Source organism: Pseudomonas sp. NCCP-436, assembly GCF_019656335.1.
Classification (GTDB): domain Bacteria; phylum Pseudomonadota; class Gammaproteobacteria; order Pseudomonadales; family Pseudomonadaceae; genus Aquipseudomonas.
The window spans coordinates 294,617-321,527 of sequence record NZ_BPLZ01000002.1 but is presented as its reverse complement, the minus strand read 5'-3'; the positions used below and the strand labels follow the sequence as shown (position 1 = coordinate 321,527).

30 protein-coding genes are annotated in these 26,911 nt (G+C 59.9%); 19 read left to right on the top strand and 11 right to left on the bottom strand.

What is annotated here, in order from left to right; translation table 11 throughout:
• Nucleotides 1-16: 16 nt before the first annotated feature.
• Nucleotides 17-334: a DUF2288 domain-containing protein gene (locus NCCP436_RS03630; protein ID WP_220802504.1), complete on the bottom strand. Its 318-nt coding sequence runs from the start codon at nucleotides 332-334 to the stop codon at nucleotides 17-19.
• A 283-nt stretch (nucleotides 335-617) separates the two neighbouring features.
• Between NCCP436_RS03630 and NCCP436_RS03625 the strand changes: the two genes are divergently transcribed.
• The 5 genes from NCCP436_RS03625 to NCCP436_RS03605 all read left to right on the top strand — a co-directional run bounded on the left by NCCP436_RS03625 (nucleotide 618) and on the right by NCCP436_RS03605 (nucleotide 5,501).
• Nucleotides 618-1,739 (top strand): branched-chain amino acid ABC transporter substrate-binding protein, encoded by a 1,122-nt coding sequence (locus NCCP436_RS03625; RefSeq protein WP_220802425.1) that lies wholly within the window; start codon nucleotides 618-620, stop codon nucleotides 1,737-1,739.
• 117 nt (nucleotides 1,740-1,856) lie between these two features.
• Nucleotides 1,857-2,780 carry a high-affinity branched-chain amino acid ABC transporter permease LivH gene (livH, locus tag NCCP436_RS03620; RefSeq protein WP_220802424.1) on the top strand — a complete coding sequence of 308 codons (924 nt, stop codon included), beginning with the start codon at nucleotides 1,857-1,859 and terminating at the stop codon, nucleotides 2,778-2,780.
• On the top strand, nucleotides 2,777-4,033 hold the full coding sequence (locus tag NCCP436_RS03615; RefSeq protein WP_220802423.1) for a high-affinity branched-chain amino acid ABC transporter permease LivM: 1,257 nt from the start codon (nucleotides 2,777-2,779) through the stop codon (nucleotides 4,031-4,033). The genes livH and NCCP436_RS03615 overlap by 4 nt, the downstream gene beginning before the upstream one ends.
• The gene (gene livG / locus NCCP436_RS03610) at nucleotides 4,030-4,797 is read left to right on the top strand and encodes a high-affinity branched-chain amino acid ABC transporter ATP-binding protein LivG (protein ID WP_220802422.1); all 768 of its coding nucleotides are present in this window, start codon (nucleotides 4,030-4,032) and stop codon (nucleotides 4,795-4,797) included. Before NCCP436_RS03615 ends, livG begins: the two co-directional genes overlap by 4 nt.
• A gap of 2 nt (nucleotides 4,798-4,799) precedes the next feature.
• Nucleotides 4,800-5,501, top strand: a complete 702-nt coding sequence (locus tag NCCP436_RS03605; protein ID WP_220802421.1) for an ABC transporter ATP-binding protein — start codon at nucleotides 4,800-4,802, stop codon at nucleotides 5,499-5,501.
• Between the two features lie 89 nt (nucleotides 5,502-5,590).
• On the opposite strand, the gene NCCP436_RS03600 is transcribed toward NCCP436_RS03605, so the two are convergent.
• From NCCP436_RS03600 to NCCP436_RS03590, 3 genes are all read right to left on the bottom strand, one after another.
• Nucleotides 5,591-6,502: an SDR family oxidoreductase gene (locus tag NCCP436_RS03600; protein ID WP_220802420.1), complete on the bottom strand. Its 912-nt coding sequence runs from the start codon at nucleotides 6,500-6,502 to the stop codon at nucleotides 5,591-5,593.
• 193 nt (nucleotides 6,503-6,695) lie between these two features.
• Complete coding sequence (locus NCCP436_RS03595) at nucleotides 6,696-7,472, bottom strand: class II aldolase/adducin family protein (RefSeq protein WP_375709465.1); 777 nt, start codon at nucleotides 7,470-7,472, stop codon at nucleotides 6,696-6,698.
• A gap of 126 nt (nucleotides 7,473-7,598) precedes the next feature.
• Complete coding sequence (locus NCCP436_RS03590) at nucleotides 7,599-8,051, bottom strand: flavodoxin (protein WP_220802419.1); 453 nt, start codon at nucleotides 8,049-8,051, stop codon at nucleotides 7,599-7,601.
• A gap of 166 nt (nucleotides 8,052-8,217) precedes the next feature.
• On the opposite strand from NCCP436_RS03590, the gene NCCP436_RS03585 reads away from it, so the two are divergent.
• From NCCP436_RS03585 to NCCP436_RS03560, 6 genes are all read left to right on the top strand, one after another.
• On the top strand, nucleotides 8,218-8,841 hold the full coding sequence (locus tag NCCP436_RS03585) for a hypothetical protein (protein WP_220802418.1): 624 nt from the start codon (nucleotides 8,218-8,220) through the stop codon (nucleotides 8,839-8,841).
• A gap of 176 nt (nucleotides 8,842-9,017) precedes the next feature.
• On the top strand, nucleotides 9,018-9,728 hold the full coding sequence (folM, locus tag NCCP436_RS03580; RefSeq protein ID WP_220802417.1) for a dihydromonapterin reductase: 711 nt from the start codon (nucleotides 9,018-9,020) through the stop codon (nucleotides 9,726-9,728).
• A gap of 21 nt (nucleotides 9,729-9,749) precedes the next feature.
• A complete protein-coding gene (gene folE / locus NCCP436_RS03575) occupies nucleotides 9,750-10,310 on the top strand; it encodes a GTP cyclohydrolase I FolE (protein WP_220802416.1) in 561 nt (186 codons plus the stop codon).
• Complete coding sequence (gene folX, locus NCCP436_RS03570; RefSeq protein ID WP_220802415.1) at nucleotides 10,310-10,681, top strand: dihydroneopterin triphosphate 2'-epimerase; 372 nt, start codon at nucleotides 10,310-10,312, stop codon at nucleotides 10,679-10,681. Before folE ends, folX begins: the two co-directional genes overlap by 1 nt.
• A 65-nt stretch (nucleotides 10,682-10,746) precedes the next feature.
• Nucleotides 10,747-11,037: a DUF1244 domain-containing protein gene (locus tag NCCP436_RS03565; RefSeq protein ID WP_220802414.1), complete on the top strand. Its 291-nt coding sequence runs from the start codon at nucleotides 10,747-10,749 to the stop codon at nucleotides 11,035-11,037.
• A complete protein-coding gene (locus tag NCCP436_RS03560) occupies nucleotides 11,037-11,378 on the top strand; it encodes a HopJ type III effector protein (RefSeq protein WP_220802413.1) in 342 nt (113 codons plus the stop codon). Before NCCP436_RS03565 ends, NCCP436_RS03560 begins: the two co-directional genes overlap by 1 nt.
• A 66-nt stretch (nucleotides 11,379-11,444) precedes the next feature.
• Here the strand turns inward: NCCP436_RS03560 and NCCP436_RS03555 are convergent, their stop codons facing one another.
• Both NCCP436_RS03555 and NCCP436_RS03550 read right to left on the bottom strand, forming a co-directional pair.
• Nucleotides 11,445-11,774 carry an AzlD domain-containing protein gene (locus NCCP436_RS03555; protein WP_220802412.1) on the bottom strand — a complete coding sequence of 110 codons (330 nt, stop codon included), beginning with the start codon at nucleotides 11,772-11,774 and terminating at the stop codon, nucleotides 11,445-11,447.
• Nucleotides 11,774-12,484 (bottom strand): AzlC family ABC transporter permease, encoded by a 711-nt coding sequence (locus NCCP436_RS03550; protein ID WP_220802411.1) that lies wholly within the window; start codon nucleotides 12,482-12,484, stop codon nucleotides 11,774-11,776. The genes NCCP436_RS03555 and NCCP436_RS03550 overlap by 1 nt, the downstream gene beginning before the upstream one ends.
• A gap of 263 nt (nucleotides 12,485-12,747) precedes the next feature.
• On the opposite strand from NCCP436_RS03550, the gene NCCP436_RS03545 reads away from it, so the two are divergent.
• From NCCP436_RS03545 to NCCP436_RS03525, 5 genes are all read left to right on the top strand, one after another.
• Nucleotides 12,748-14,160 carry a di-heme oxidoredictase family protein gene (locus NCCP436_RS03545; RefSeq protein ID WP_220802410.1) on the top strand — a complete coding sequence of 471 codons (1,413 nt, stop codon included), beginning with the start codon at nucleotides 12,748-12,750 and terminating at the stop codon, nucleotides 14,158-14,160.
• A 10-nt stretch (nucleotides 14,161-14,170) separates the two neighbouring features.
• Complete coding sequence (locus tag NCCP436_RS03540) at nucleotides 14,171-15,232, top strand: imelysin family protein (protein WP_220802409.1); 1,062 nt, start codon at nucleotides 14,171-14,173, stop codon at nucleotides 15,230-15,232.
• 2 nt (nucleotides 15,233-15,234) lie between these two features.
• Nucleotides 15,235-16,338, top strand: coding sequence for a DUF1513 domain-containing protein (locus tag NCCP436_RS03535; RefSeq protein WP_220802408.1), 1,104 nt, complete (start codon nucleotides 15,235-15,237; stop codon nucleotides 16,336-16,338).
• A gap of 492 nt (nucleotides 16,339-16,830) precedes the next feature.
• Complete coding sequence (locus NCCP436_RS03530; RefSeq protein ID WP_220802407.1) at nucleotides 16,831-17,736, top strand: DMT family transporter; 906 nt, start codon at nucleotides 16,831-16,833, stop codon at nucleotides 17,734-17,736.
• 406 nt (nucleotides 17,737-18,142) lie between these two features.
• Nucleotides 18,143-18,391 carry a hypothetical protein gene (locus tag NCCP436_RS03525; protein WP_220802406.1) on the top strand — a complete coding sequence of 83 codons (249 nt, stop codon included), beginning with the start codon at nucleotides 18,143-18,145 and terminating at the stop codon, nucleotides 18,389-18,391.
• A gap of 45 nt (nucleotides 18,392-18,436) precedes the next feature.
• On the opposite strand, the gene NCCP436_RS03520 is transcribed toward NCCP436_RS03525, so the two are convergent.
• The gene (locus NCCP436_RS03520; protein WP_220802405.1) at nucleotides 18,437-19,915 is read right to left on the bottom strand and encodes a helicase HerA-like domain-containing protein; all 1,479 of its coding nucleotides are present in this window, start codon (nucleotides 19,913-19,915) and stop codon (nucleotides 18,437-18,439) included.
• 162 nt (nucleotides 19,916-20,077) lie between these two features.
• On the opposite strand from NCCP436_RS03520, the gene NCCP436_RS03515 reads away from it, so the two are divergent.
• On the top strand, nucleotides 20,078-21,955 hold the full coding sequence (locus NCCP436_RS03515) for a methyl-accepting chemotaxis protein (RefSeq protein WP_220802404.1): 1,878 nt from the start codon (nucleotides 20,078-20,080) through the stop codon (nucleotides 21,953-21,955).
• Nucleotides 21,956-22,018: 63 nt separating this feature from the next.
• Here NCCP436_RS03515 and NCCP436_RS03510 read toward each other — a convergent pair whose 3' ends face one another.
• The 3 genes from NCCP436_RS03510 to purU are packed head-to-tail and all read right to left on the bottom strand — an operon-like array spanning nucleotide 22,019 to nucleotide 23,528.
• Entirely contained in the window at nucleotides 22,019-22,201 is a 183-nt protein-coding gene (locus NCCP436_RS03510) for a hypothetical protein (protein WP_220802403.1), read from the bottom strand.
• Nucleotides 22,198-22,626, bottom strand: a complete 429-nt coding sequence (locus NCCP436_RS03505; RefSeq protein ID WP_220802402.1) for a CBS domain-containing protein — start codon at nucleotides 22,624-22,626, stop codon at nucleotides 22,198-22,200. The genes NCCP436_RS03510 and NCCP436_RS03505 overlap by 4 nt, the downstream gene beginning before the upstream one ends.
• Before the next feature lie 50 nt (nucleotides 22,627-22,676).
• Complete coding sequence (gene purU, locus NCCP436_RS03500; protein ID WP_220802401.1) at nucleotides 22,677-23,528, bottom strand: formyltetrahydrofolate deformylase; 852 nt, start codon at nucleotides 23,526-23,528, stop codon at nucleotides 22,677-22,679.
• 278 nt (nucleotides 23,529-23,806) lie between these two features.
• Between purU and mvaT the strand changes: the two genes are divergently transcribed.
• Nucleotides 23,807-24,181, top strand: a complete 375-nt coding sequence (gene mvaT, locus NCCP436_RS03495; protein WP_220802400.1) for a histone-like nucleoid-structuring protein MvaT — start codon at nucleotides 23,807-23,809, stop codon at nucleotides 24,179-24,181.
• A gap of 326 nt (nucleotides 24,182-24,507) precedes the next feature.
• Here the strand turns inward: mvaT and sbcB are convergent, their stop codons facing one another.
• Entirely contained in the window at nucleotides 24,508-25,950 is a 1,443-nt protein-coding gene (sbcB, locus tag NCCP436_RS03490; RefSeq protein WP_220802399.1) for an exodeoxyribonuclease I, read from the bottom strand.
• A 171-nt stretch (nucleotides 25,951-26,121) separates the two neighbouring features.
• On the opposite strand from sbcB, the gene NCCP436_RS03485 reads away from it, so the two are divergent.
• Nucleotides 26,122-26,889, top strand: a complete 768-nt coding sequence (locus NCCP436_RS03485) for a DUF975 family protein (protein WP_220802398.1) — start codon at nucleotides 26,122-26,124, stop codon at nucleotides 26,887-26,889.
• Nucleotides 26,890-26,911 lie beyond the last annotated feature (22 nt).

Genomic DNA, 26,911 nt, shown 5'->3' with positions numbered 1-26,911 from the left:
CTGCTGAAGCACCACTTCAGTGCAGCGTCTCCTGCAATGCCCTCTCCTGAACCAGCACCCAGGGCGCCACCACCACAGCCCAGAGCTGCGGGTCGCGCTGCAAAAGATCCTCGGCACGCCCATCTTCAAGCCGCCCCAATACACCCTGCGCCATCCATTCGGCCACCTGGTCGCGGTCGTCGCTGGCTACGGCCTGCGCCACAGCGATCAAATCCGCCTGACCATCAACCCAGAGCAACGCCCCACGGGCAAAGAACGGCTGCAGCTCCTGCCAACGAATGGCGGCAGTTTCACCAAGCAACTTGGCATAGAGAGTGCTTGTTTCATCCATTATCGGTACGCCCCTTAAGGTTGGCAGTTCAGTGCAGGCACGCATGATAGCGCCGCCTGTACCCCTGACAAGCAGCCGACTGAATGGACGCGCCGTATTTCTATACGTTCATTGCACTTAAGCGACACACCGTGAGCAGCCTCCCACTACCGGCTTTTCAAGACGCAAATTAGCGCTCTACACTGTTCCGGTACAGTTGCCAGGGAGGCCTGGTCGGATACCATCCGGCTCTGCAGCTTAGGCAGCAAGAACTACAACAATAGATACAACAACGAGTGGAGCACTCATGAACAAGGCTACTAAGCAGATTTCCAAGCTGTTCGCGGCAATGGCGCTGGCAGGGGTTGCCAGCTATTCGGTAGCAGCCGACAACATCAAGATCGGCCTGGCCGGCCCGGTAACCGGTGCCGTTGCCCAGTACGGCGAGATGCAGTTCATCGGGGCCAAGATGGCCATCGAGCAGATCAACAAGGCCGGTGGCGTCAATGGCGCCCAACTCGAAGGCGTGGTTTACGATGACGCCTGCGACCCGAAACAAGCCGTTGCCGTTGCCAACAAGATCGTCAATGACGGCGTCAAGTTTGTCGTCGGCCACCTCTGTTCCAGCTCCACTCAGCCAGCCTCGGACATCTACGAGGATGAAGGCATCCTGATGATCACCGCGGCCTCCACCAGCCCGGAAATCACTTCCCGCGGCTATGAGCTGATCTTCCGCACCATCGGTCTGGACAGCCTGCAGGGCCCGACTGCAGGCAACTTCATTGCCGACCATATCAAACCCAGCAGCGTTGCCGTAATCCACGACAAGCAGCAGTATGGCGAAGGCATTGCCACCGCAGTCAAACAAAAACTGGAAGAGAAAGGCGTGAAAGTCGCCATGTTCGAAGGCATCAACGCCGGCGACAAGGACTTCTCCGCACTGATTGCCAAGCTCAACCAGGCCGGTGTCGACTTCGTCTATTACGGCGGCTACCACCCGGAACTTGGTCTGCTGCTGCGCCAGACCAAAGAACGCGGTCTCAACGTCAAGTTCATGGGCCCTGAGGGCGTAGGCAACAAGGAAATCTCGGCCATTGCCGGCCCGGCCTCCGAAGGCCTGCTGGTTACCCTGCCGAAGTCCTTCGATCAGGATCCGGCCAACCAGGCGCTGGTCGAAGCGTTCAAGGCCAAGAACGAAGACCCGAGCGGCCCGTTCGTATTCCCCGCCTATGCCGCCGTTCAGGTGATCGCCGAAGGCATCGAGAAAGCCGGCAGCACCGACACCGCAAAAGTAGCCGCAGCTCTGCGCTCCAATACCTTCAATACGCCTACCGGCGAACTGGAGTTTGACGAGAAGGGTGACCTGAAGAACTTCAACTTCGTGGTCTACGAGTGGCATCAGGACGGCACCAAGTCCGAAGCCAAGTAAGCTTCCCGTCAGAGCCCAAAGCCCACTGACCCGTCCAGTGGGCTTTGTTTATCAGAAGAATTCCGGTCCTGCGCTGCGCCACAAGCGCCGCTTTGCGTTGGGCCCAGGAGTTAGGCAATGCCAGAGCTTTATCACTACTTACAACAATTGCTCAATGGACTGACTATTGGCAGCACCTATGCCTTGATCGCCATCGGCTACACCATGGTCTACGGCATCATCGGCATGATCAACTTCGCTCACGGCGAGGTTTACATGATCGGCTCGTACGTAGCCTTCATTGTGATCGCGGGGCTTGCCATGTTCGGTCTGGACGCTGTTCCCTTCGTAATGATTGCGGCCTTCGCAGCCACAATGATTGTTACCAGCGCTTATGGTTACAGCATCGAACGAGTCGCCTACCGCCCACTACGCGGCGGCAACCGTCTGATTCCGCTGATCTCTGCCATCGGCATGTCGATCTTCCTGCAGAACGCGGTGCTGCTTTCTCAGGACTCGAAGGACAAATCCATTCCCAACCTGCTGCCCGGTAATTTTGTGCTGGGTGAAAGCGTCAGCAACGGGGTGGTGGTGTCCTACATGCAGGTGCTGATCTTCATCGTCACCTTCGTGGCCATGGTGGGACTGACCCTGTTCATCTCTCGCTCCCGCCTCGGCCGCGCCTGCCGTGCCTGCGCAGAAGACCTGAAAATGGCCAACCTGCTGGGCATCAATACCAACAACATCATTGCCCTGACCTTCGTCATCGGTGCCGCTCTGGCTGCCGTCGCGGCAGTACTGCTAAGCATGCAGTACGGCGTGATCAACCCGCACCTGGGCTTCCTCGCTGGAATCAAGGCCTTCACCGCGGCAGTACTGGGCGGTATCGGCAGCATTCCGGGCGCGGTACTCGGCGGCCTGCTGCTGGGGGTAGCCGAAGCCCTTGGGGCCGATCTGGTGGGCGACCAGTACAAGGACGTCGTCGCCTTCAGCCTGCTGGTGCTGGTGCTGCTGTTCCGTCCCACCGGCATCCTCGGTCGTCCGGAGGTGGAGAAGGTATGAGCAAGAACCTCAAATCGGCGATTTTCAGCGCCCTGCTGGTACTGATCATTTCCTATCCGGTACTGGGCCTGAAGCTCTCCACCGTAGGAATCAGCCTGAAGGTGGAAGGCGCCACCGCGTTCGAGCTGTGGTGCATCGGTACAGCCACCGTTCTGATCTTCATCTGGCAGTTGCTGCGTGACCGCATCATGCCGGCCTGGGCCAGGGTGTCGCTGCCGGGTATTCCAAGCCAGGCAAGCAACTTCCTTACCCTGCCCTCCACACAGCGCTGGGTGATCCTCGGACTGATCGCCTTTGCCCTGATCTGGCCATTCTTCGCCAGCCGTGGTGCGGTGGATATCGCCACACTGATCCTGATCTACGTGATGCTCGGTCTTGGCCTGAACATCGTCGTTGGCCTGGCCGGCCTACTGGATCTGGGCTATGTCGGCTTCTATGCGGTCGGCGCCTACAGCTACGCGATCCTCGCCCACTACTTCGGTCTCGGCTTCTGGATCTGCCTGCCGCTGGCCGGGATGATGGCGGCGCTGTTCGGCTTCTTGCTGGGTTTCCCGGTATTGCGCCTGCGCGGCGACTACCTGGCCATCGTCACCCTCGGTTTCGGCGAGATCATCCGCATCCTGCTGCGCAACATGACCGAGTACACCGGTGGACCGAACGGCATCAGCATCGCCAACGAGAACAAGCCGACCTTGTTCGGCCTGTCCTTCGAGCGTCGCGTGCCGGCCGACATGCCTACCTTCCACGGCTTCTTCGACATCGCCTACAACTCGCAGTACAAGGTGATCTTCCTCTACCTGATCGCCCTGCTGCTGGTGCTACTGACCCTATTCCTGGTCAACCGCCTGCTGCGCATGCCGATCGGACGCGCCTGGGAAGCACTGCGCGAGGACGAGATCGCCTGCCGCGCACTGGGGCTGAATCCCACCGTGATCAAGCTCTCGGCCTTCACCATTGGCGCCAGCCTGGCCGGTTTTGCCGGCAGCTTCTTCGCCGCTCGCCAGGGTCTGGTCACCCCGGAGTCCTTCACCTTCATCGAGTCGGCAATGATTCTTGCCATCGTGGTGCTGGGTGGCATGGGCTCGCAACTGGGCGTGATCCTTGCCGCCGTGGTGATGGTGATGCTGCAGGAAATGCGCGAACTAAGCGAATATCGCATGCTGATCTTCGGCTTGGTCATGATTTTCATGATGGTCTGGCGCCCGCAAGGTCTTCTGCCGATGCAACGTCCCCACCTGGAGCTGAAACGATGAGCCGCCCGATCCTGGAAGTGAGCGGCCTGACCATGCGTTTCGGCGGCCTGCTGGCCGTCAACGAGGTGGCCCTCAAAGTAAATGAAAAGCAAGTGGTCTCCATGATCGGCCCGAACGGCGCCGGCAAGACCACGGTATTCAACTGTCTGACCGGCTTCTATCGGCCGACCTCCGGCAGCATCCGCCTCAATGGCGAGTCGATCGAGGGCCTGCCAGGTCACAAGATTGCCGCCAAGGGCGTGGTGCGGACGTTCCAGAACGTACGTCTGTTCAAGGACATGACCGCGGTGGAAAACCTGCTGGTAGCCCAGCACCGTCACCTGAACACCAGCTACCTGGCCGGCCTGTTCAAGACACCGGGCTTCCGCCGCAGCGAGCGCGAGGCGATGGAATTCGCCGCGCACTGGCTGGAGCAGGTCAACCTGGTGGATTTTGCCAACCGCAGTGCCGGCACCCTGGCCTACGGCCAGCAGCGTCGTCTGGAGATCGCCCGCTGCATGATGACCCGTCCGAGCATCCTGATGCTCGACGAACCGGCCGCCGGCCTCAACCCGCGCGAAACCGAGGATCTGAAAGCGCTGATTGCCATGCTGCGTGACCAGCACGGTGTCACCGTGCTGCTGATCGAGCACGACATGAAGCTGGTGATGAGCATTTCCGACCACATCTACGTGATCAACCAGGGCACCCCCCTGGCCGACGGTACGCCGGAGCAGATCCGTAGCAACCCGGACGTGATCAAAGCCTATCTGGGGGAGGCGTAAGCATGCTGAGTTTCCAGAACGTCTCCACCTTCTACGGCAAGATCCAGGCGTTGCACGACGTCAGCATCGAGGTCGAGCAAGGCGAGATCGTTACCCTGATCGGTGCCAATGGTGCCGGCAAGTCCACCCTGCTGATGACCCTCTGCGGCAACCCGCGGGCCACCAGCGGCAGCATCCGCTACATGGGTGAGGAACTGGTGGGCATGGACACCCCCGAGATCATGCGCAAGAGCATCGCCATCGTGCCGGAAGGCCGTCGCGTGTTCGCCCGCCTGACCGTCGAGGAGAACCTGGCCATGGGCGGCTTCTTCGGCAGCAAGGCCGAGAATCAGGAACAGATGGAAAAGGTGCTACACCTGTTCCCGCGCCTGCAGGAGCGCTTCGCCCAGCGTGCCGGCACCATGTCCGGTGGCGAACAGCAGATGCTCGCCATCGGCCGCGCACTGATGAGCAAGCCCAAGCTGCTGCTGCTGGACGAGCCGTCGCTGGGGTTGGCGCCGATCATCATCCAGCAGATCTTCGACATCATCGAACAGCTGCGCAAGGATGGCGTGACCATTTTCCTGGTCGAGCAGAACGCCAACCAGGCGCTGAAGCTGGCGGATCGCGGCTATGTACTGGAGAACGGCCACATAGTCATGAGCGGCAGCGGCGAACAGCTGCTTAATGATCCAAAGGTTCGTGACGCCTATCTGGGCGGCTAGAGCTAGCCGACCCAGGCAGCACCGGAACCGCCCTTCGGGGCGGTTCCTTTTGGCCGAAAGCTGAGTTTCCCAAGTATTCGGGCTTCAGCTCAGACAGCGTATTTCTGCAGATTGGCCATCATTTCCCGCAACGCCTCAATATTGTCGGCCGGGTGCACAGCGTCGCCGAAATCGCAGATCTGCTGCCACTGGGCTGCAACATCCTCCGGGCCAAAGCCGACCGCAGGGTCGAAGCCCACGCCCAGGCTACGCTCCCAGCGAACCTTGCCGATCCAGCCACCACCGACCTCGAACAGACCACCACTGTCCTGACAGGCTCCACTGCCCAAATACACCACCAACGGGCTGATCAGCTCGGGCTTTAGCTGCTCGAAAACCTTCGGGGGAATCAGTCCTTCAGTCATGCGGGTGGCCCCGGTAGGGGCAATGGCATTGACCAGAATGTTGTTCTTACGCCCTTCAATGGCCAGGGTGCGGGTCAGCCCGTACAGGCCAAGCTTGGCCATTCCGTAGTTGCTCTGACCGAAATTGCCGTAAATGCCGGAGGTGGAGGAAGTGAAAATAACTCGCCCGTAATTCTGCTCGCGCAGATAAGGCCAGGCAGCCCGGGTAGTCTTGTAGGCGCCTTCGACATGCACCTTGTAGACCAGCTCCCAGTCCGCGTCCTCCATTTTGTGGAAGCTCTTGTCGCGCAAAATGCCGGCATTGTTTACCAGCACGTCGATACGACCGAAATGATCCAGAGCGGCCTGCACGATGCGCTCGCCATCGCTCACCGAATCGTGACTGGCCACGGCCGTGCCGCCCAGCGCACGGATTTCCTCGACAACCCGATCTGCGGCGGTGGCGCTGGCCCCTTCTCCGTGGGTGCTGCCACCCAGATCGTTGACCACAACCCTGGCGCCATGGCGGGCAAACAACAGCGCATGAGCGCGCCCCAGGCCACCACCGGCACCAGTGACAACGACCACCTGATCTTCAAAACGCACAGCATCACTCATTCGGTTCGCTCCCTCGCGGATGGCTTGCAGTTTCCCGAGTGTCCGGTAGCGTCCGACACACTACAAGGGCGCCTGAGCTGCCTGAATGCCCGTCGATAATACGGTGTGATGGACACCAGCTGGCGCTCGCCACTCAACTCACAGCCGAGTTGCTCGCAGGCAAAGGGCTAAGTACGCCAGTCGGTCAGCCCCATCACTGGTCATAGCCCGGCATTTGCGCATCGAGCCTGCGCAGCAGTGCCGGCCAGGGCAACGCGCCCCCCATCCCCTGAGGACTTTTCATCACCCCGGCAATCATCTCCCGGGCGCCATCGAGAATCTGTTGCGGGATGTGAATCAGCTCGGCGCCACCGCTCTGTGCCATGATCTGGATTTCGCAGGCACGCTGCAGGGTGAACATTCCGAGGAATGCATCAGCGATGTTGCCGAAGGCGGTCAGCAGACCGTGATTGGGCAGGATCATGAAGCTCTTGTCGCCCAGATCAGCCTGCAGCCGGGCCTTCTCCTCATGATTCAGCGCTACTCCCTCGTAGGCGTGATAAGCCAGGCTGGAGAGGACAAATAACGACTGCTGCGACAGAGGCAGCAGCCCCTGCTTTTGCGCCGATACGGCGATTCCAGCCGGAGTGTGGATATGCAATACGCAGCCGACATCCTGGCGCACCTCGTGCACGGCACTGTGAATGGTGTAACCAGCCGGATTGATGTCGAAGGGGCTGTCCATCAGCTTGTTGCCCGCCAGATCGACCTTCACCAGGCTGGAGGCGGTGATTTCGTGGAACATCAGCCCGTAGGGGTTGATCAGGAAGTCCTCGGTACCCGGCACCTTGGCTGAAATATGGGTGAAGATCAGGTCGTCCCAACCATACAGAGCGATCAGGCGATAGCAGGCAGCCAGGTCGACGCGCGTGCGCCATTCGGCCTCGGACACCTGGTTCCTTACCACAGGAGGAGTCAGTGGAGCATTCACGTCGGTCACCTCGATATTGTTATGTGTTTGGTGGTGACTGCAGTCTAGTTCGCCTGCCACCTGTCGGAACTCGCCCTGGCAGCCATCCTGATGACCTTGCCGGTCAATACGGCAGTTGGTAGTAACTCAGGCTTTCAGCGCAGCGACCAACTCCTGCAACCAGGGCTCGGCATCACTTTCCGGAGTAACGCTTTCGCTGGCGTCCAGACGCAGCATTTCCTGCATCTCACGCAGCCCAAGCTCGGCATAGAGCTCGCGAATCAGCTCCCCACCGCCACAGAAGTTTTCGTAGCTGGAGTCGCCCAACGCCAGCACAGCACCCGGCAGGCCGTGCCATACGGCTGGCAGGCGCTCGCGCAATTCGCCGTAAAGCGGCAACAGGTTGTCCGGCAACTCGCCCATCCCGGTGGTCGAGGTCACGGTCAGGACGGCATCCGGGGCGAAAGCCAGCAGCTCGTCCAGGCTCAGGTTCGGCTTGTGACAGGCTTCCAGACCCGCAGCCTTTAGCAGGCGTTCGGCATGGCGGGCGACCTCTTCCGCAGTACCGTAAACCGATCCTGAAAGGATGACGATTTTCATGACAACTCCAGTGTTTCAGAGAAAACGCCGGGCATTATGCCCCAAGTAAGCCTGCCGTCCCGGATTTACTGGCGCAGGCAACCACCCCAAAAGCTGACGAACGTAGCAAACTCCCGCGATAGAAGCTGGTCTGATGAAACATCAAGGATCCTGCCGAGTCGATCTGATGCCGAGTAATCCTCTGCTAACCCAGGACGAGCTGGACTATATCCAGCAGATCCTTGCCGACCCGCCCAGTCGTCCACAGGCCGAGGCACAGCCGAAGCTTGGCGAACAACTGAGCGAGCTGCTGGGCCGGTTGGACGAGGCTGGGCAACTGACCCTAAACACCCGCCAGCACGAACAGCATCTGAGCTTTCCCCTGCATCTGGTTCGGGAAGGTAGTGACGCGCCGCGCTTGGAACTGGGCGCTCCACAAATCTTCGAGGGAAGCAACAGCGAACGCCCCTGGCGTATGTCGCCCTCTTCCCCACTACAGCTGCTGGACGAGCAGGGAAACACCAGCGACCTACAGGTAGTGGAGCTGTCGCACGATGGCATGCTGGTGCACAACACTGGCTCAGCCACCCCGGCAGCGAATCCGACTCTGCGGTTGCTGCTGCCACGGCAGCGCCTGGTATGTCTGCAGCTCTGGTTGGTGCGGCGCGTCAGCCGGAAGCGTTACGCCTACCGCCTGGTTGCCCGTCAGGCCAAAGACGAACAGTTGTTGCTCCAGTATTTGTTCGAGCAGCATCAAGCGCTGCAACACAATGGCGCAGCTGCCGGCCAGCCCCACCGAGCCGCTGGCTAGCAGCGGGCAGGCCCTTTGGTAACTCCAGGCCGTAATCTCTCCGCGATAGAGAAAGCCATACATGCCGCATGGTTGTACTCACTGCAGTGCTCATATAGCTTTGTGGACCATTGGCCAGGCGGTCTGACTATCCACAGGCGATAGCCAGGCCACGTCGTACCCTGCAAGAGTCCGCCATGAACGCTGCCCGCTTCCCCATTCTGATCACCGGCGCCGGCCAGCGTGTCGGCCTGTATTGCGCCGAACGCCTGCTGGAGGATGGTGAGGCAGTAATCGTCAGCTACCGCCAGGAACGCCCAGCCATCGCCCGGCTACGCGAACGCGGCGCCCTTGCGCTGCAGGCCGACTTCAGCGATGAAGCCGGTATTCTTTCCTTCATCGACGCCTTGAAACGACAATGCAGCGGTCTGCGAGCCATCGTCCACAATGCCTCGCAATGGCTGAAGGAAGATCCGGGAGAAGAGGCAGAAGCCTTCCGCCGCCTGTTCAGCGTGCACATGCTCGCGCCCTACCTGATCAACCTGCACTGCAGTGAACTGCTACAGCGCTCGCAGCCGGCGGACATCATTCATGTCAGCGACGACGTAGTGCGCAAGGGCAGTGCCCGCCGCCCGGCCTATTGCGCCAGCAAAGCCGGTCTGGAAAGCCTTACCCTGTCCTTTGCTGCACGCCTGGCCCCGCATATCAAGGTCAACAGCATCGCCCCGGCCCTGCTGATGTTCAACGAAGGTGACGACGCCGACTACCGTGCCCGGGCTCTGGCCAAATCGACGCTGGGCATCGAGCCCGGTCCGCAAGTGTTCTACCAAAGCCTGCGCTACCTGCTGGACAACCCCTACCTGACCGGCACCACACTTACCCTCAACGGCGGCCGCCACCTCAAGTGAGCCAGGCCCCAGGAAACCATCATGAGCGAACCCCTTTCCCAGCATTACCACGAAATTCTCAAAGGCCTCGGCGAAGATCCTGCACGTGAAGGTCTGCGCGACACCCCCAAGCGCGCTGCCAAGGCCATGCAGTACCTATGCCGTGGCTACCAGCAGTCGCTGGAAGAAATCGTCAACGGCGCATTGTTCGAGTCGGACAATGATGAAATGGTGATCGTCCGGGACATTGAGCTGTACTCGCTGTGCGAGCACCATCTGCTGCCCTTCATCGGCAAGGCCCATGTGGCCTACATTCCCACCGGCAAGGTACTTGGGCTTTCCAAGGTGGCTCGAATCGTTGACATGTACGCCCGCCGCCTGCAAATCCAGGAAAACCTGACCAAGCAGATTGCAGACGCGGTGCAGCAGGTTACCCATGCTGCTGGTGTGGCCGTAGTGATCGAAGCCAAACACATGTGCATGATGATGCGCGGGGTGGAGAAACAGAACTCGGTAATGAGCAGCTCGGTAATGCTCGGCGCCTTCCGCGATTCCTACAACACCCGCCACGAATTTCTACAACTGATCGGACGGAACAGCTGATGCCTCGACTGGAGCCTGGAATGGCGCGCATTCGCGTCAAGGATCTGCGCCTGCGAACCTATGTTGGTATCAAGGAAGAAGAGATCAATAACAAGCAGGACGTGCTGATCAACCTGACCATCCTCTATTCGGCCGAGGATGCTGTGCAGGTTAACGACATCGAACATGCCCTGAACTACCGGACCATCACCAAGGCGATCATCGCCCACGTGGAGGGCAACCGTTTCGCCCTGCTCGAGCGCCTGACCCAGGAAATCCTGGATCTGGTCATGACCCACCAGGCCGTGCGCTACGCTGAAGTGGAGGTGGACAAGCCCCATGCCCTGCGCTTTGCCGAGTCAGTATCGATCACCCTGGCAGGTCACCGCTGACAGCTTGAAGCTGCCCCAAGGCGCTCTTATCATCGCCGCCAGTCCTCGCCCTCTGGAGAGCCCGCATGACCGAACAAGAACGTCTCGAAGTGGAAGCTGCCGCCTTCCGCGCCCTGGTTCAACACCTGCGCACCCGTCCCGATGTACAGAATATCGACCTGATGAACCTGGCCGGTTTCTGCCGCAACTGCCTGTCCAAGTGGTACAAGGCTGCCGCCGATGACCTGGGCTTAGAAGTCAGCGTCGACCAGGCCCGGGAAACCATCTACGGCATGCCCTATGCCGACTGGAAAGCCAGGTACCAGAAGGAGGCCTCTGCCGAGCAGAAGGCTGCATTCGAAAAAGGAAAGCACTGATGACCACCCTGAGCGAGCTGCGTGCCCGCCTGCAACAGGATGATTTCGCCTTCAGCGAGACCCTGGCCTTCGTTGCCGAGCACTACGACTACCAGCCCAGCGCCTTTCGCAATGGCGACGTAGAAAATGCCGCTGGGCAGAACGAAGGCTCGTGCAAGACCCTCGGCCTGGCCCTGTTGGAAGGTTTCAGCCAGGATGAAGCCCTGCGCGCTTTCGGTGAGCACTACCGTAGCGTCCTTGCCACACCGGACGGTAGCGATCACGGCAATATCCGTGCATTGATGAACTACGGTCTGGAAGGCGTCAGCTTCGAACAGCCGCCGCTACGACGCAAGGCCTGACCTTTCGCCACGGGGCGCCAGACGGCCGCCCCGGGCATACTACTCTTTCACCCTGACCCTCAAGTGCTACAGGGGCAACTGCCCCAGCAGCGCACGCAAGGCAAAGAACACCAGCAGCCCCCCACCGATGGTCGCCAGCAGATTGCGGCTGAAGGCAGCAATGGCAATGGTCGCCAGCCCCGCCAGCAAATAGGCATTGTCCAGCCCAAGAGCCCAGACCTGACCGTCCGGCAACAACATTCCGGGCACCACGATGGCTGTCAGCACCGCCGTTGGCACATAGTGCAGCCCCTGACGGACCAGCGGCGGGAAGCGCAGCTCGGGAAAGGCAAACAGGCTGTAGCGAGTGGCGAAGGTGATCGCCAGCATGCCGACGATCAGCAACCAGATATCCATCAGACGGGCTCTCCCAATGCCAGCGGCCGACGTCGCTCCAGCCAGACACCTACGATGATACCGCTGGCCGCTGCCGCCATCAGGCCCAGCTTGTATGGCCAGCCATGACAGGCCAGGGCCACGGCTGCCGCCACCAGTGCGGCGGCTACCTGCGGACGATTGCGCAACATCGGCACGACAATGCCGATAAAGGTAGCCAGCATGGCGAAGTCCAACCCCCAGGCGCCGATATTCGGCACCGCCTGGCCGAACAGTACGCCAGCCAGCGTACAAAGCTGCCAGTTGCCATACATCGCCAGCGCCGCGCCAAGAAAATACCAGTGCCCATAACTACCGGCGCCCTTTGCCACATAACGCTGCACCACCACTGCATAGGCTTCATCGGTCAGCCAGAAGGCCAGAGGCATACGCCAGCGCTTGGGCAGATGACGCACATAAGGCTGCAGACTGGCGCTGTACAGAGCATGGCGCAGGTTCACCACGAGAGTAGTCAGCAGCACTACGGCAATACCGGCGCCAGCCCCCAGCAGACTGATGGCGATAAACTGAGCCGAGCCGGCAAACACCAGTGCCGACATGCCCAGCGTCTGCCAGACATCCAGACCGGCCGCCCCGGCCAGACTGCCAAAAATGATGCCGAAGGGGATGGCGCCCAGCAACATAGGCAGCATGTCGCGTGCGCCCTGGGCGAACTCGTGATAACGGGACATTGAGTCTCCTTGCCGGCGTTCCCCGGGAACTGACTACGCCGAGTGACAAGCGAACAGGTCGTGCCACTGCTTCGCTGAAGAGCCCCGATCAACGCCATAAAAAGCCGAGCTTAGCGGAAACGGCGTTACGCGGTCTTGAACATTCGTGCGGACTCACTCCTCTGCGATGCGCCATGCCAGTAATGCTAATTGATCTTATTTAAATTACGTTAGCCTGCTAATCTTGCCTCCTGAGATCCTCTGCCTGCCCGGATGGCTTGTTGATGCCGCTGTTTTTTCGCTGCCTGCTGCCGCTTCTGGTTCTGAACCTGACTGCCTGCGAGCAATCCCCCCGCTTCACCACGGCAGAACCCGGAGAAGCCCTGTCAGCCGGTGCGGCAACAGTGCGCAAGGTTGATCACAACGCCTTCTCCCTGCCCTCGGCCAACCTGAATGCGCAGCGCCGCCTGGAGTTCGCCGTGGGCAACAGTTTTTTCCGCAACCCCTGGGTAATTGCGCCGGCCACCACCACCGCACGCGACGGCCTCGGTCCGTTGTTCAACACCAACGCCTGCCAGAACTGCCATATCCGCGACGGTCGTGGTCACCCGCCGGCTGCCGATGCCGGCAGCGCTGCTTCGCTGTTGGTGCGTCTGTCGATTCCCGCCGCTGCCGGTCAGGCGGAGCTGGTCAAGCGCCTTGGTGTGGTGCCGGAGCCAACCTACGGCACCCAACTGCAGGATATGGCGATTCCCGGCGTGCTCCCGGAAGGTCGGGTACGACTAAGCTACAGCCGCGTCCCGGTGCGTTTTGCCGACGGAACGCTGATCGAACTGGAAAAACCCGAGCTACAGATCAGCCAGCTCGGCTACGGCCCGATGCATCCGCAAACCCGCTTCTCGGTACGGGTGGCACCTCCCATGATTGGCCTGGGGCTGCTTGAAGCCATTCCCGAGGAGGCGATTCTTGCCGCTGTCGACCCGGACGATGCCGACGGAGACGGCATATCCGGCCGACCCAACCTGGTCTGGGACCGCCAGCAGCAACGCACGGTTCTTGGCCGTTTCGGCTGGAAAGCTGGTCAACCCGGGCTCAACCAGCAAAATGCCGACGCCTTCGCCAACGACATGGGGCTGACCAGCACGCTGATTCCTGCCGACAACTGCACACAGGCGCAGATTGACTGCCTGACGGCAGTGCATGGCGGTGAACCGGAGGTCAGCGATAACATTCTTGCCAGCGTACTGTTCTACATCCGCAACCTCGGCGTACCGGCGCGGAGAAAAGTCGATGCCCCCGAAGTGCTCAGAGGCAAGGAGCTGTTCTACCGGGCAGGCTGCCAGAAGTGCCATACCCCCAGCTTCACTACCTCGGCCGCTGCTGCCGAGCCTGAGCTGGCCAACCTGCTGATCCGGCCCTATACGGATCTGCTACTGCATGACATGGGTGAAGGACTGGCCGACGGCCGCGAGGAGTTTCTCGCCAATGGCCGGGAATGGCGCACCGCGCCGCTGTGGGGCATCGGTCTGACACAGAACGTCAGCGGTCACACTCGCTTCCTTCATGACGGCCGGGCTCGCAACCTGCTGGAAGCCATCCTCTGGCACGGCGGCGAGGCCGAAGCCGCCAGGCAGCAGGTGCTGAAATTCGATGCTGACGAGCGCAGCGCCTTGCTCACTTTCCTCAACTCCCTCTAAGGAGCTTGCCATGCTTCACAGAACCCTGATCGCCTCGATACTCGGTCTGATCCTGAGCGGTTGCGCTCAGGAAGACCCCCGAGCGCGGGTCAGCGCTTCGCTGGCCGATAGTGTACTGCTGCCGGCCTACAAAACCTGGCAGGAAACAGATCGCCAGCTCGCCGCAAACGCTACGGCATTTTGCGCCGGCAATGCCGATCTACCGGCAGCGCGCCAGGCCTTTGCTGCTGCGCAGAGCGCCTGGTCAGCGCTGCAACCTTTGCTGCTTGGTCCTCTGGCCGAAGGCAACCGGGCCTGGCAGATCCAATTCTGGCCGGACAAGAAGAATCTGGTGCGCCGCCAGGTGGAAACTCTGCTGGACAACAAGCCGCAATTGACCGCCGATGATCTGGCCAAGGCCAGCGTGGTGGTACAGGGCCTGAGCGCCTATGAATACGTGCTGTTCGATCCGAGCCTGGATCTGACCCAGGCCGAACAGCAAGCACGTTATTGCCCGCTGCTACAGGCCATCGGCCAGCATCAGGCGGCATTGGCTGCCGACATCCTCGGCCAGTGGCAAGCCGAAGACGGCATGGCCGCGCAGCTGAAACATTTCCCTAACGAGCGCTACGCCGATTCCGGCGAGGCCATCGCCGAACTGTTGCGAGTGCAGCTCGGTGCCTTTGAAGGCCTGAAGAAGAAACTCAGCGCCCCCATGGGCCGTGATATCAAGGGGATTCCGCAGCCTTACCAGGCCGAGGCTTGGCGCAGCAGCGCCAGCCTGACAAGTATGGCTGCAACTCTGGCCAGTGCCGAACAGCTCTGGCACGGCAGCAACCGCGACGGCCTTCAGTCCCTGCTGAACAAGGATCAGGCCGAGCTGAGTCAGCGTATCGACAAGGCTTACCAAGACACCCGCCAGCGTCTGGCCGCACTGGATCGTCCGCTCGGCGAACTGCTAGCCGACGAGGCTGGCCGTACCAACCTGGATGCCCTCTACGATAGCGTCAACCGCCTGCACCGTCTTCAACAGGGTGAACTAGCGCGGGCCCTCGGCGTGCAAATCGGCTTCAACGCTCACGACGGAGACTGAGCATGCAACGCAGAACCCTGCTCGGTCTCGGCGCTCTGGCTGCCGGCCTTGCCGCAGCCGGCGCCTATGGAAGCTGGACACTCTTCGGTCCATCGGCCCGCCCCCTGTTGCTGTCGGCGCGCGATGACACCGACGGTAAGCACTATGCGGTCGGTTACCATCTCGACGGTCGGCGCGCCTTTGCTACCCGAGTGAACGAGCGCTGCCATGACGTAGTCCCCCACCCTGCGCTGCCGCTGGCCCTGTTCGTTGGCCGCCGGCCAAGCACCGAGAGCTATCTGATCGACACCCGCGACGGCAACCTACTGCAGACGCTACACACGCCGGCAGGCCGGCACTTCAACGGTCACGCGGTTTTTCACAAGGGCGGCCAGTGGCTGTACAGCACCGAGAACGATACCCTCGAGCCTGGTCGCGGCGTGATCGGTGTCTACCGTTTCGACGGCAGCCACCTACAGCGCGACGGCGAGCATGCCAGCCACGGCGTCGGCCCGCACCAGTTGCTGTGGATGCCCGATGGCGAGACTTTTGTGGTGGCCAATGGCGGCATTCGCACCGAGGCCGAAAGTCGCATCGAGATGAATCTTGATGCCATGGAAGCCAGCCTGGTACTGATGCGCCGCGACGGTAGCCTGGTCAGCAAGGAGTACCTCGCGGATCAGCAGAACAGCATCCGCCATCTGGCAGTGGCAAACGACGGCACCATAGTCAGCGGCCAGCAGTACATGGGTGATATTGACGACAGGGTACCGCTGCTGGCGATCAAGCGCCCCGGTCAGCCGTACCAGCCCTTCCCCCTCGACGAGCTGCAGCGCGCAGCGATGAACCAGTACACCGCCAGTGTCGCAATCCATAACGAATTACGCCTGCTGGCCATGACCGCCCCTCGGGGCAACCGTTTCTATATCTGGGATCTGGACAGTGCCGCACTGCGCCTGGACGCACCGTTACCGGACTGTGCCGGAGTAGGTGCAGTGACGGAAGGCTTCGTAGTCAGCTCCGGTCAGGGCCGCTGTCGCCTATATGACTGCCGCGCCTGCCGGATTGCAACCCAGGCTCTGGAACTGCCGTCAGGACTATGGGACAACCACCTGCGTCTGACCTAAGTTTTAGCTTGGGGTAGACCAATACGCCGCCATATAGGCACCTGAGCGTTGTCTCCGGCAACACCGCTCCGTTTTTCCTGCCCCCTGTCACTCGGTGGTCTTCGCCAGCCCCTCGACTCCTCACAGCAACGGCCGCCCTCACAAGTCTCTCAAACCGAAGCAATACTGCGTTTCTGCCCTGCTTCAGCCTGGGCATTAAAGGCTCACACCATGCTGCACAGCATCCTGCAATCAATGGTGCACCCTTTAAGCCTGGTCCAGGCACATATTAGCAATGTGCCATCAGAAGCAAGGTGAACAGCAAATCAGAGTGAAAGCACTGCCTCTCACCCACCTGATTCCGCTCATTGTTCCGATAGCAGGCGCTCATCTCCCCCTGTATTTTCCCCAGACAGCTCTGGCAGCCACGGATATGCTGCGAAAAGCCTTCCGTAAGGTCGGCGACTTAAATAGAACCAGTATTTCGGACAATGATTGACAGGATTTTTCGTCATGCACCGCCCCTCCCCCTTTCCCCGTCATCTTGCCGTTCTGACTCTCGCAATGGTGGCCTGGCTCTTCGCTGGCAACCACGTCGCCGCACGCATTGCCTTTGACCACAACACAGGATTGCTGCTAGCCATGCTCTGCCGGGCCGGCGTTACCCTGGTGGCACTGGCAGCTCTGGTGCTATGCCGACGCGAACCACTGAAGCTGGGACGATCCACTTGGAACTGGCAAATCCTGCTCGGCCTGCTGATAACCATCCAGAGCTTCTGCATCTATTCGGCAGTCGCCCGTATCCCCGTAGCGCTGGCACTGCTGGTAGTCAACCTGTCGCCAATGCTGCTTGCCCTGCTTAGCTGGGCTCTGGGCGGCCCGGCGCCGACCCGCCAAGCCATCGGCATCATGGGCATGATTCTGTTCGGGCTGGTTCTGGTGCTGGACATCCCAACGCGTCTGACTGCAGGCATCTCCGCCGACAGCCAGTGGCTGACCGGCATTCTCTTTGGCCTCACTGCGGCTACCGCCTTCTCAGTAGCGCTGTGGATCACCGAACACCGGCTGTCGAAAATCGCCGGATCCGTACGCAGCATGCTGACGCTCCTGGTGGTATTCACCAGCTCAGCCCTGCTAGGCGTCAGCGACTTGTTGCCCGGCAGCCTGGCACTGCCTACCTCCGAAAGCGGCTGGATCGCCCTGCTGTTCCTCGTGCTGCTGTACGGCGTGGCATTCTCCACCCTGTTCATCTGTATGCCACGGCTGGACATCGCCCGAAACTCACCAGTGATGAACATGGAGCCGGTAGCCGGCATGGTGCTCGGCTGGCTAATTCTCGACCAGGTGCTGGGCAGCCTGCAGGTGATCGGCGGGCTGATCGTGGTCAGCGGCGTCGCCCTGTTGGCCTATCGGCGCTGACCCTGCAGCGCCTCGTCTGCCTTGCCACAGCCACACTCGGCTGGCAGTCAGGCATTTGGTGGTTCGAGGCGCCATCGATCCCGAAAGGTTGAGCATGCCTACTCTGTAGTTGCTGGTGTCCCTACTGCGTCGCAGACATCCATATGGGCTCCAAAAACGCTCGATATCGTGCGTCTGGAACAGACTGCGGAGATTCCTCATAATATCCGGCCGTTGCACACTGCAACTTTTCACGACAAACCGGCATCCAAACCGGTACGAGGTGCGGCGAGACGTCGTGGTTAAAGACCGGAACTGCCGCCTAACACTGTCCCACGGCATGGCATCGAGCCTTGACTCTAACAGTGAAGCGCCACGCTTTACCCGTCATGGCGGACGATCATCAAAAGCACAACAGGAAACACTAGTGACGAAAGACGAACTGCGCGCTGAACTTGAGCGCCAGGCGCAACGTTACAAGGATGTTTACGGCGGTGAGATCATCACCTATGCCGCTCAACCGGAACCGGACCGTAAGCCCTGGCGCAAGAAACCCAGCCTGCTCGATCAGGCCTTCGACAAGGAACTCGAGCGTATCGAGAAAGAACGTCGGGAACGCCTGGAAGCTGCCCGCGAAAGCGAAGAGTGGCTTGCCAGCCACAACGAGGCCAGCTGAGTAGCCTCTGGCGGGGCAGCACGGTTTGCCGCCCCGCTCCGGTTCTCAGCGCTTGCGCGTACCCGTCAGCGATCCCAGTAGGCCACGCACCAACTGCCGGCCGATTTGATTCGCAGCCTGACGCAGCGCGCTCTTCATCGCACTGCCGATCATCTCACCAGCCATCTCACTCAGTCCGGTACTGCCTTTCTGCCCTGTCGGGGTGGGCAGGGGAGCCGTCTTCTCACGCTCCGACTTCGCTCGTGTGGTGAGCAGCTCATAGGCTGACTCTCGATCGATGACCCGATCGTAACGTCCACGCAAAGGCGAATCCCGCACGATCTGCTCACGCTCCGCGCCGCCCAGCGGGCCGATACGTGATTGCGGCGGGGCAATGGCCACCCGCTGCACTATGGCCGGCGTGCCCTTGTCCTCCAGAGTCCCCACCAGCGCTTCGCCAATGCCCAGCTCGGTCAGAACACTGAGGCTATCAAATGCCGGATTCGGACGAAAACCGTCAGCCACGGCCCGCAGCGCCTTTTGCTCCCGTGCAGTGAAAGCACGCAGACCATGCTGAATGCGCAGGCCCAGCTGGGCCAGGATAGCGTCCGGCAAATCTCCTGGAGACTGGGTCACGAAGTACACGCCCACCCCCTTGGAACGAATCAGTCGAACCACCTGCTCAAGACGCTCCTGCAGGGCTTTTGGGGTGTCCTGAAACAACAGGTGCGCTTCATCAAAAAACAGCGCCAACACCGGCTTGTCGGCATCCCCCCTTTCCGGCAACTGCTCAAACAGCTCGGCCAGCAGCCAGAGCAGGAAGGTGGCATATACCTTGGGCGACTCATGCACCAGACGGGTCGCATCGAGCAGATGCACCCGTCCACGGCCGTCCCGATCCGGCTGCAGCAGATCCTCAAGCTGCAGTGCCGGCTCACCGAACAGGGCTTCACCGCCCTGCTGCTCAAGGCCGGCCAGACGACGCAACAGCGCCTGAGCCGATGCCTTGGTGAACAACGCACTGTCCTCACCGAGCACTTGCGGCGAATCTCGCAAATACCCCAGCAATGCCTTGAGATCCTTCAGATCCAGCAGCAGCAAGCCTTCACGATCCGCCACCTTGAACGCCGCATAGAGCGCCGCCTGCTGGCTTTCGCTCAACTCCAGCAGAGCGCCAAGCAGCAAAGGCCCCATCTCGCTGAGCGTAGTACGTAGCGGGTGCCCACTCTGTCCATGGACATCCCACAGAGTCAGCGGATAAGCCTGCCCACGGTGCTCCAGCCACGGCATAGTGGCGATACGCTCGGCAACCTTGCCCTGCGCCGCTCCGGCCGCGCCCAATCCGCACAGGTCGCCCTTTACGTCAGCGGCGAACACGGCCACACCGGCATCGCTGAAATTTTCCACCAGACGCTGCAATGTAACGGTCTTACCCGTACCGGTGGCGCCGGCAATCAGACCATGACGGTTAGCCAGCCGCAGAGGCTGCCCCACAGGCTGACCGTCAACGCCGGCCCCCAATATCAACTGCGCAGCTAAAGGCATCTTGCCATCTCTCCGTTTAAAGCTTTACTGCTATTGAGCCGATAGTAGTGACAGGACGATAACGAATCACGCCTTAAGCATCATCCGGACTCAGCGAAAAAACCGTTGCACGCGACGGACGATCCCAATCTGAACGTTTAAAGGCTCTCGGACGCTCTCGACATGACTAAGAACCTGCAATTTCGCCATAAGATCCTCCTGGCAGCATCGCTAGTCGTGGTTACCGCCTTCACCCTCTTCAGTCTGTACAACGATGTCCTGCAACGTAACGCCATTCGCGATGATCTGGAAAGCTACCTGCGCGAAATGGGTGATGTCACCTCCAGCAATATCAGCAACTGGCTCTCCGGTCGTATTCTGCTGGTCGAAAACACGGCCGAAGCCATCAGCCACGATGGCGGAGAAGCAACCGCCAAGCGCGCACTGGGGCACAAAAGCCTGACCAGCACCTTCACATCCATCTACCTGGGTACTACATCAGGCAGCTTCTACCAGTACCCCGCAGACGATCTGCCCGCTGACTACGATCCCCGCAAGCGCCCCTGGTACAGCGCAGCTCAACAGGCCGGTGGCAGCACGCTCACCGAACCCTACGTCGATGCTGGCACCGGCGCGCTGACTGTCACCATCGCAACTCCGGCAGATTCTGTCGGCATCGTCGGTGGTGATCTAAGCCTGAAAACCCTGATCGAAATCCTTAGCACTCTGAAACTGGACGGCATCGGCTATGCCTTCCTGGTAAGTCAGGACGGGACAGTCCTGGTACATCCGGATCAAAGCCTGGTAATGAAAAACCTCAAGGAGGTCTTTGCACAAAACAGTCCGACGATCGATAACAGCATCAGCGAAGTCAACTACAACGGTCAGTCACGCATCTACACCTTCAGCCGGATCACCGGCCTGCCGTCGGTAAACTGGTACGTAGGCCTGTCCGTCGACAAAGCCAGTGCCTACTCCATGCTGACCGAGTTCCGCGCCTCCGCCATCATCGCCACGATCATCGCAGTGATCCTGATCATTGCTCTGCTTGGCGTACTGATCCGCGCACTGATGCAGCCCCTGCATGCCATGGGCCGGGCCATGGAGGATATTGCCCAGGGCGAGGGTGACCTGACCAAGCGCCTGAGCATTCAATCCAATGATGAGTTCGGAGCCCTGGGCAACGCATTCAACCGCTTCGTCGAACGCATCCATGGCTCCATCCGTGAAGTCTCCCAAGCCACCGCCAAGGTCAACGAAGTCGCCAAACTGGTGCTAGGAGCCTCCAACTCCTCAATGGCCAACTCCGACGAGCAGGCCAGCCGAACCAACAGCGTGGCGGCAGCAATCAATCAGCTCGGCGCCGCAGCTCAGGAGATTGCCCGAAACGCCGCCGAAGCCTCAAAACAGGCAACCGACGCCCGACACGAAGCCGAGGATGGCGGGCAAGTGGTGCAGCAGGCCATCCGCTCGATGAACGAGCTTTCGCAAAAGATCAGCGATGCCTGCAACAAGATAGAGAACCTCAACAGCAAGACCGTGGATATCGGCCAGATTCTCGAAGTGATCAAGAGCATTTCCCAGCAGACCAACCTGCTGGCGCTCAACGCAGCCATCGAAGCGGCACGAGCCGGCGAAGCCGGACGTGGCTTCGCCGTAGTAGCCGATGAAGTACGCAACCTGGCTCACCGCACCCAGGAGTCGGCGCAGGAAATCGAGACAATGATCGAAGAACTGCAGGTCGGTTCGCGCGAATCGGTCACCACCATGACCGAAAGCCAACGCTACAGCGAGGACAGCGTGAACATCGCCAACCAGGCTGGCGAGCGCCTGGGAACCGTAACTGCACGCATTGGCGAAATCGACGGAATGAACCAGTCAGTGGCCACCGCCACCGAAGAGCAGACCTCGGTGATCGAGTCGCTGAACATGGATATCACCGAGATCAATACCCTCAATCAGGAAGGCGTGGAAAACCTGCAGGCGACCCTGCGCGCCTGCGCAGATCTGGAACAGCAGGCAGAACGCCTCAAGCAGTTGGTCGACAGCTTCCGCATCTGATCGGGCAACTGCCGTGAGCTGAACAGGCGGGCGCGAGCTTTTCGCGCCCGTCTCGGACAAGGCTCAGCCATCCTGCTCGTCGTTTTCCTTCGAATCTTCCTGCAGCCTGCGCCATAGCTCGGCAGCGTCTGCAAACTCGGTTCCGGCTGAGTCGCTCAATGCATCCGGATCAAAACGCCGCACACAGCCTTCGCCCAGGGTCGGAGGCGCCTTGGCGGTTGCCCGCTCCAGTGGATCGTCGCTCAATGGCTCCTCAGCTCCCAGTTGTCATCATGCTGAGCAATGGATTTGACAGCGCGCAGCACATCGCTACGGCTGATCTGTCCGACCAGACGCCCCTCCTCCACTACCGGAAAGCGCCGACGGTGCCCGCGCAGAAAACGCTGGGACACCTCGATGATATCGGTTTCCGGCGATACTGTTTCCACAGCCCGGGTCATGTAGGCACCGACAGTCCCCCCTGTGGCCTCGTAATAAGCTCCGGAAAGAATCCCGTTCAGACAATCTCCTTCCGACAGCAGGCCAATCAGTTCACCCTGCTCATTAACTACCGGGGCGCCGGAAATGCGGTGCTCCAGCAGCCGATGAATCGCACAGAACAAGTCGGTCTCGGCGCGAAAGGTCACCAAATGCCGGGTCATATAGTCCCGAACCTTGATGGAACTGAGCATGCACAACCTCCTGGCGCTATACCTCCTGGCGAAGTACTGGTGCCGGCTGATCAGTCGAACACGACCGTCTTGTTGTCATGCACCAGAACCCGATCCTCCAAGTGATAGCGTAGACCACGGGCGAGAACCATCTTCTCCACATCCTTACCGAGCCGCACCATTTCCTCGATATCGTCTCGGTGCGACACGCGCACCACGTCCTGTTCGATGATCGGCCCGGCATCCAGCTCTTCCGTCACATAGTGCGAAGTGGCACCAATCAGTTTGACTCCGCGACGCGAGGCCTGATGGTAGGGCTTGGCCCCAACGAAGGATGGCAGGAAGCTGTGGTGGATATTGATGATTCGCTGCGCATACTCGCGACATAGCGCAGGCGGCAGGATCTGCATATAGCGCGCCAACACCACCACGTCGGCATTGTGCTCGGCCACCAGGCGCTCCACCTCGGCAAAAGCCGGAGCCTTGTCACTCGGGTCGACCGGTACGTGGTAGTAAGGAATACCGTGCCACTCCACCATACTGCGCAAATCATCGTGGTTGGAAATCACGCAGGGAATTTCGCAGTCCAATTCATTGCTGTGCCAGCGGTGCAGCAGATCGGCAAGACAGTGTGATTCACGACTGGCCATCAATACCACGCGCTTCTTGCGCGCAGAATCGGTGATGCGCCATTCCATGGAAAACTCGCGGGCAATGGGCGCAAAGGCCTGAGTGAATCCGTCCAGATCGAACGGCAGCGAGTCTGCACGAATTTCGTGGCGCATGAAGAACCAGCCACTCTGGGTATCTGAATGATGGCTGGCTTCGGTGATCCAGCCGTTGTAGGTCGCCAGGAAGCTACTGACCTTGGCAACGATACCGACGCGATCCGGACAGGAAATGACTAGCCTGAAAGTGCGCATATAGATAACCCCAGTGAAGGCGCAAAAGTCGCACATTCTAACGAGGCATCGGCAAAACTGCAGCAGCCAGCGCAATAGCCTTCGAGCAACAGCCCACCTGCGACTGTCGCTGAACTTTTTCAAGGTTTGCAAGATGCCATATTAGTAATGGTTTTTGGCAACATGTCGTAGCACTGCTGCGAAGTTATTTGTTTATACGGTGTTTACTTGCTTATGAGGCCTGATTACTATTACTTCACTGTACACAGCCACAACTAATTCACGCCAAGGTAATGTCCATGTCGCTGATCACCGAATACCGCAGTATCGAAGAAAATATCAGGGAGCTGCAAGAACGCCTGAAAAGCCTGTCGCAAGACGACAAGCTGAAGAAAGAACTGGAGTTCGAAGGCAAACTGCGCGCACTGATGGGCGAATATCAAAAATCCCTGCGCGATATCATTGCCCTGCTTGATCCTGAAACCGTCAAGTCCGGCAAGAACGTGCGCGCCAGCAAGCCGGTCGCCAAGCGCGCGCGCAAAATTAAGCAGTACAAGAACCCACACAGCGGCGAAGTGATTGAAACCAAGGGCGGCAATCACAAGACTCTGAAAGAATGGAAAGTCAAATGGGGCGCCGACGTGGTTGAAAGCTGGGCCACTCTGCTGGGCTAAGCTTCCCTTGCTGCAAAAAACGCCAGCCTTTGTTGGCGTTTTTTATGGCCCCATCGAGGCGGCACGGTTTCCATATCGTAAAAAGGCTGCCCAGTACCGCACAGTGAAAAGCCCATCAGGAAATTTTTTCGCCCGTCGCCATCTCCGCGCGCCTGAACTGCAGACTTCTGCAATACCACGTGGATTCACCAGATTAGGTTTATCGAAAACCCTCCCGAGCGGAATAACTTCTCTAGAGATGTGCTTTCCAATTTCGACAGCACTACCAGTCAATCGCCATTATTTGAGCAGCCTCAGCTTTCCTCCATGCGTCCCTGTCTGATTGGTCACTTTCGCTCACCGCTCAGATAACGTTTCTGCAAACCTTCAGCATAAGCCAGCCATTGCTGCAGCAACGACAGCTGTTCCTGACTGCAAGTGGCTCGCACCGTTTCCAGCGCTTGGCGGAATTGCTCCAGAGTATTGGGCGCGCCGAACTCTGCCAGGCTCAGGCGCTGGCGACAGAAATCGAACCAACGTTGCCGCTCGCTCTCGGAAAGACTGCCTGGAAAGTTGCGAGCCCGGTAACGGAACAGCAACTCGGGCAGGCGCGGATCATCGAAAGGCCAGTGACGCGCAGCCAACTCCTCCGGCGCGCTGCTGCGCACCTGCTCGCACAGACGCCGGTCGCGGTCCCCGATAAAGCCATCGTAAAGCTGCTGTTCCGGATCGATGACAGAAGCAAACGACTCATCCTGGTAAATCAGCGCCAGTTTTTCCTGCCAGAGAGCCTGATGCTCCCTGAGCCATTGCGCGTGCCGTTCGCAGAGCGTCCAATCCAGCTGCAGACGCTGCCGGTCCGAATCACGCAGTACCGACACCGGAGCAACCACCGGACAACGGTTGATATGCAGCAGCTTCAACGGAACCGGTGCCTGCCCCTCTTCCAGCTCTTCACGTCGGGTATACAGGCGACTACGCAGGGTCTCGGCATCCAGCTCCAACAGCACGCTCGGATCAGCCTGCAGGTCGCAGACAATCAGGGCATTGCGATTGCGCGGATGCCAGGCCAACGGCAGCACCGGCGCCAGGTAGTGACGTGCAGCCGAAAAGCGCCCGGAAACATGCAGCAGCGGCTGTAACAAGCGGATCTGTTCCAGCACGCGATGCTTGCTGCGCAACTGGTAGAGGAAGGCATACAGGCGCGGCTGGCGCTCGCGCAGCAGGCGCGCCAGACCTATGGTGGCGCGCACATCGGAGAGAGCGTCGTGCGCCTGGCCGTGGTCGATACCGTTAGCCCGCGTCAACTGCTCCAGACGCAACGTCACCCGCCCGTCTTCCTGCGGCCAGTCGATTCCCTCCGGCCGTAGAGCGTAGGCCGTGCGCACCAGATCGATCAGATCCCAGCGGCTGTTGCCGCCCTGCCACTCACGAGCATAAGGGTCGAAGAAATTGCGGTAGAAGCTGTAGCGAGTGACCTCATCATCGAAACGCAAGGTGTTGTAGCCCGCACCACAGGTTCCGGGAAGCGCCAGCTGCGCATGCACTCGGGTAACGAAGTCGGCCTCGTCCAGCCCCCGCGCCTTGAGCACCTGCGGGCCAATACCGGTAACCAGTACGGCCGCCGGATGCGGCAGAATATCGTCACTGAGCCTGCAGTAGAGGTTCAACGGCTCGCCAATGGGATTGAGTGCCTCATCGGTACGAATGCCGGCCACCTGTAACGGTCGGTCACAGCGGGGGTTGATACCGGTGGTTTCATAGTCGTACCAGAAGATGCTGGCAGTCATCGACGGCTTCCTTCCTGATCCCTTAAGGCAGCCAGTCTAACATCGGCGCTGCTCCATACCGCGCCAACGAAGCTTGAACCAGCGCACAGCCATCACAGGTCCAGACTTGCTGCCCCCCCAGCTGACCACTAGGATTAGCTGATTGCCTCCTCCCCTTGCAAGGATGCTTCCATGAGCGACAGCCCCTCCCACAATCCCTATGCAGCCCCCACCAGCGACCTGCTGCAACCTGACGCCAGGGAGACACCCAGTGTTGAGCAAGCGCTGGCCCGCAGTTACGACTTCAGCATCGGCGAGCTGTTGAGCGAGTCCTGGAGCAAGGTGAAAGGCACCAAAGGCATCATCATAGGTGGCTTTCTGCTGTTCTACGCGGTGATGTTCGTCGCCACACTCATCTTCGGAGGCATCTTCGGTATCTTCGGTATCTTCGGTGTAATTAGCGAAAACCCGTTTGCTGCACTGATCGGCGAACTCCTGATTTCTTTGCTGGCCTCGGCTCTGGCCTATCCGTTCATGGCTGGGATCAACATGGTAGGCATCCGCCGGGCCGCCGATCAGCCGCTAAGCTTTAACGAAATCTTCAGTCACTTCGGCCGCACCGTTCCCCTGGTCATCACCGCTCTGGTGATGATGGCGCTGATCTATATCGGCATGATCCTGCTGCTGATTCCCGGCCTCTATCTGGCGGTGGCCTATCTGCTGGCAATTCCGCTGGTAGTCGAACGCGGTCTTTCCCCATGGCAGGCACTGGAAACCTCGCGAAAAGCCATCAGCCAACATTGGTTCAAGGTCTTCGGCTTGTTTCTGCTGCTCAGTCTGATCCTTATGCTCAGCGCCATTCCGCTCGGTATCGGGTTGATCTGGAGCATTCCGCTGCTGACCGTAGCGATGGGCGTGCTCTACCGCACCATCTTCGGCGTTCTCCCCGTAAGTCGTTAAACCCGTTCACCGGGCTGCGGAA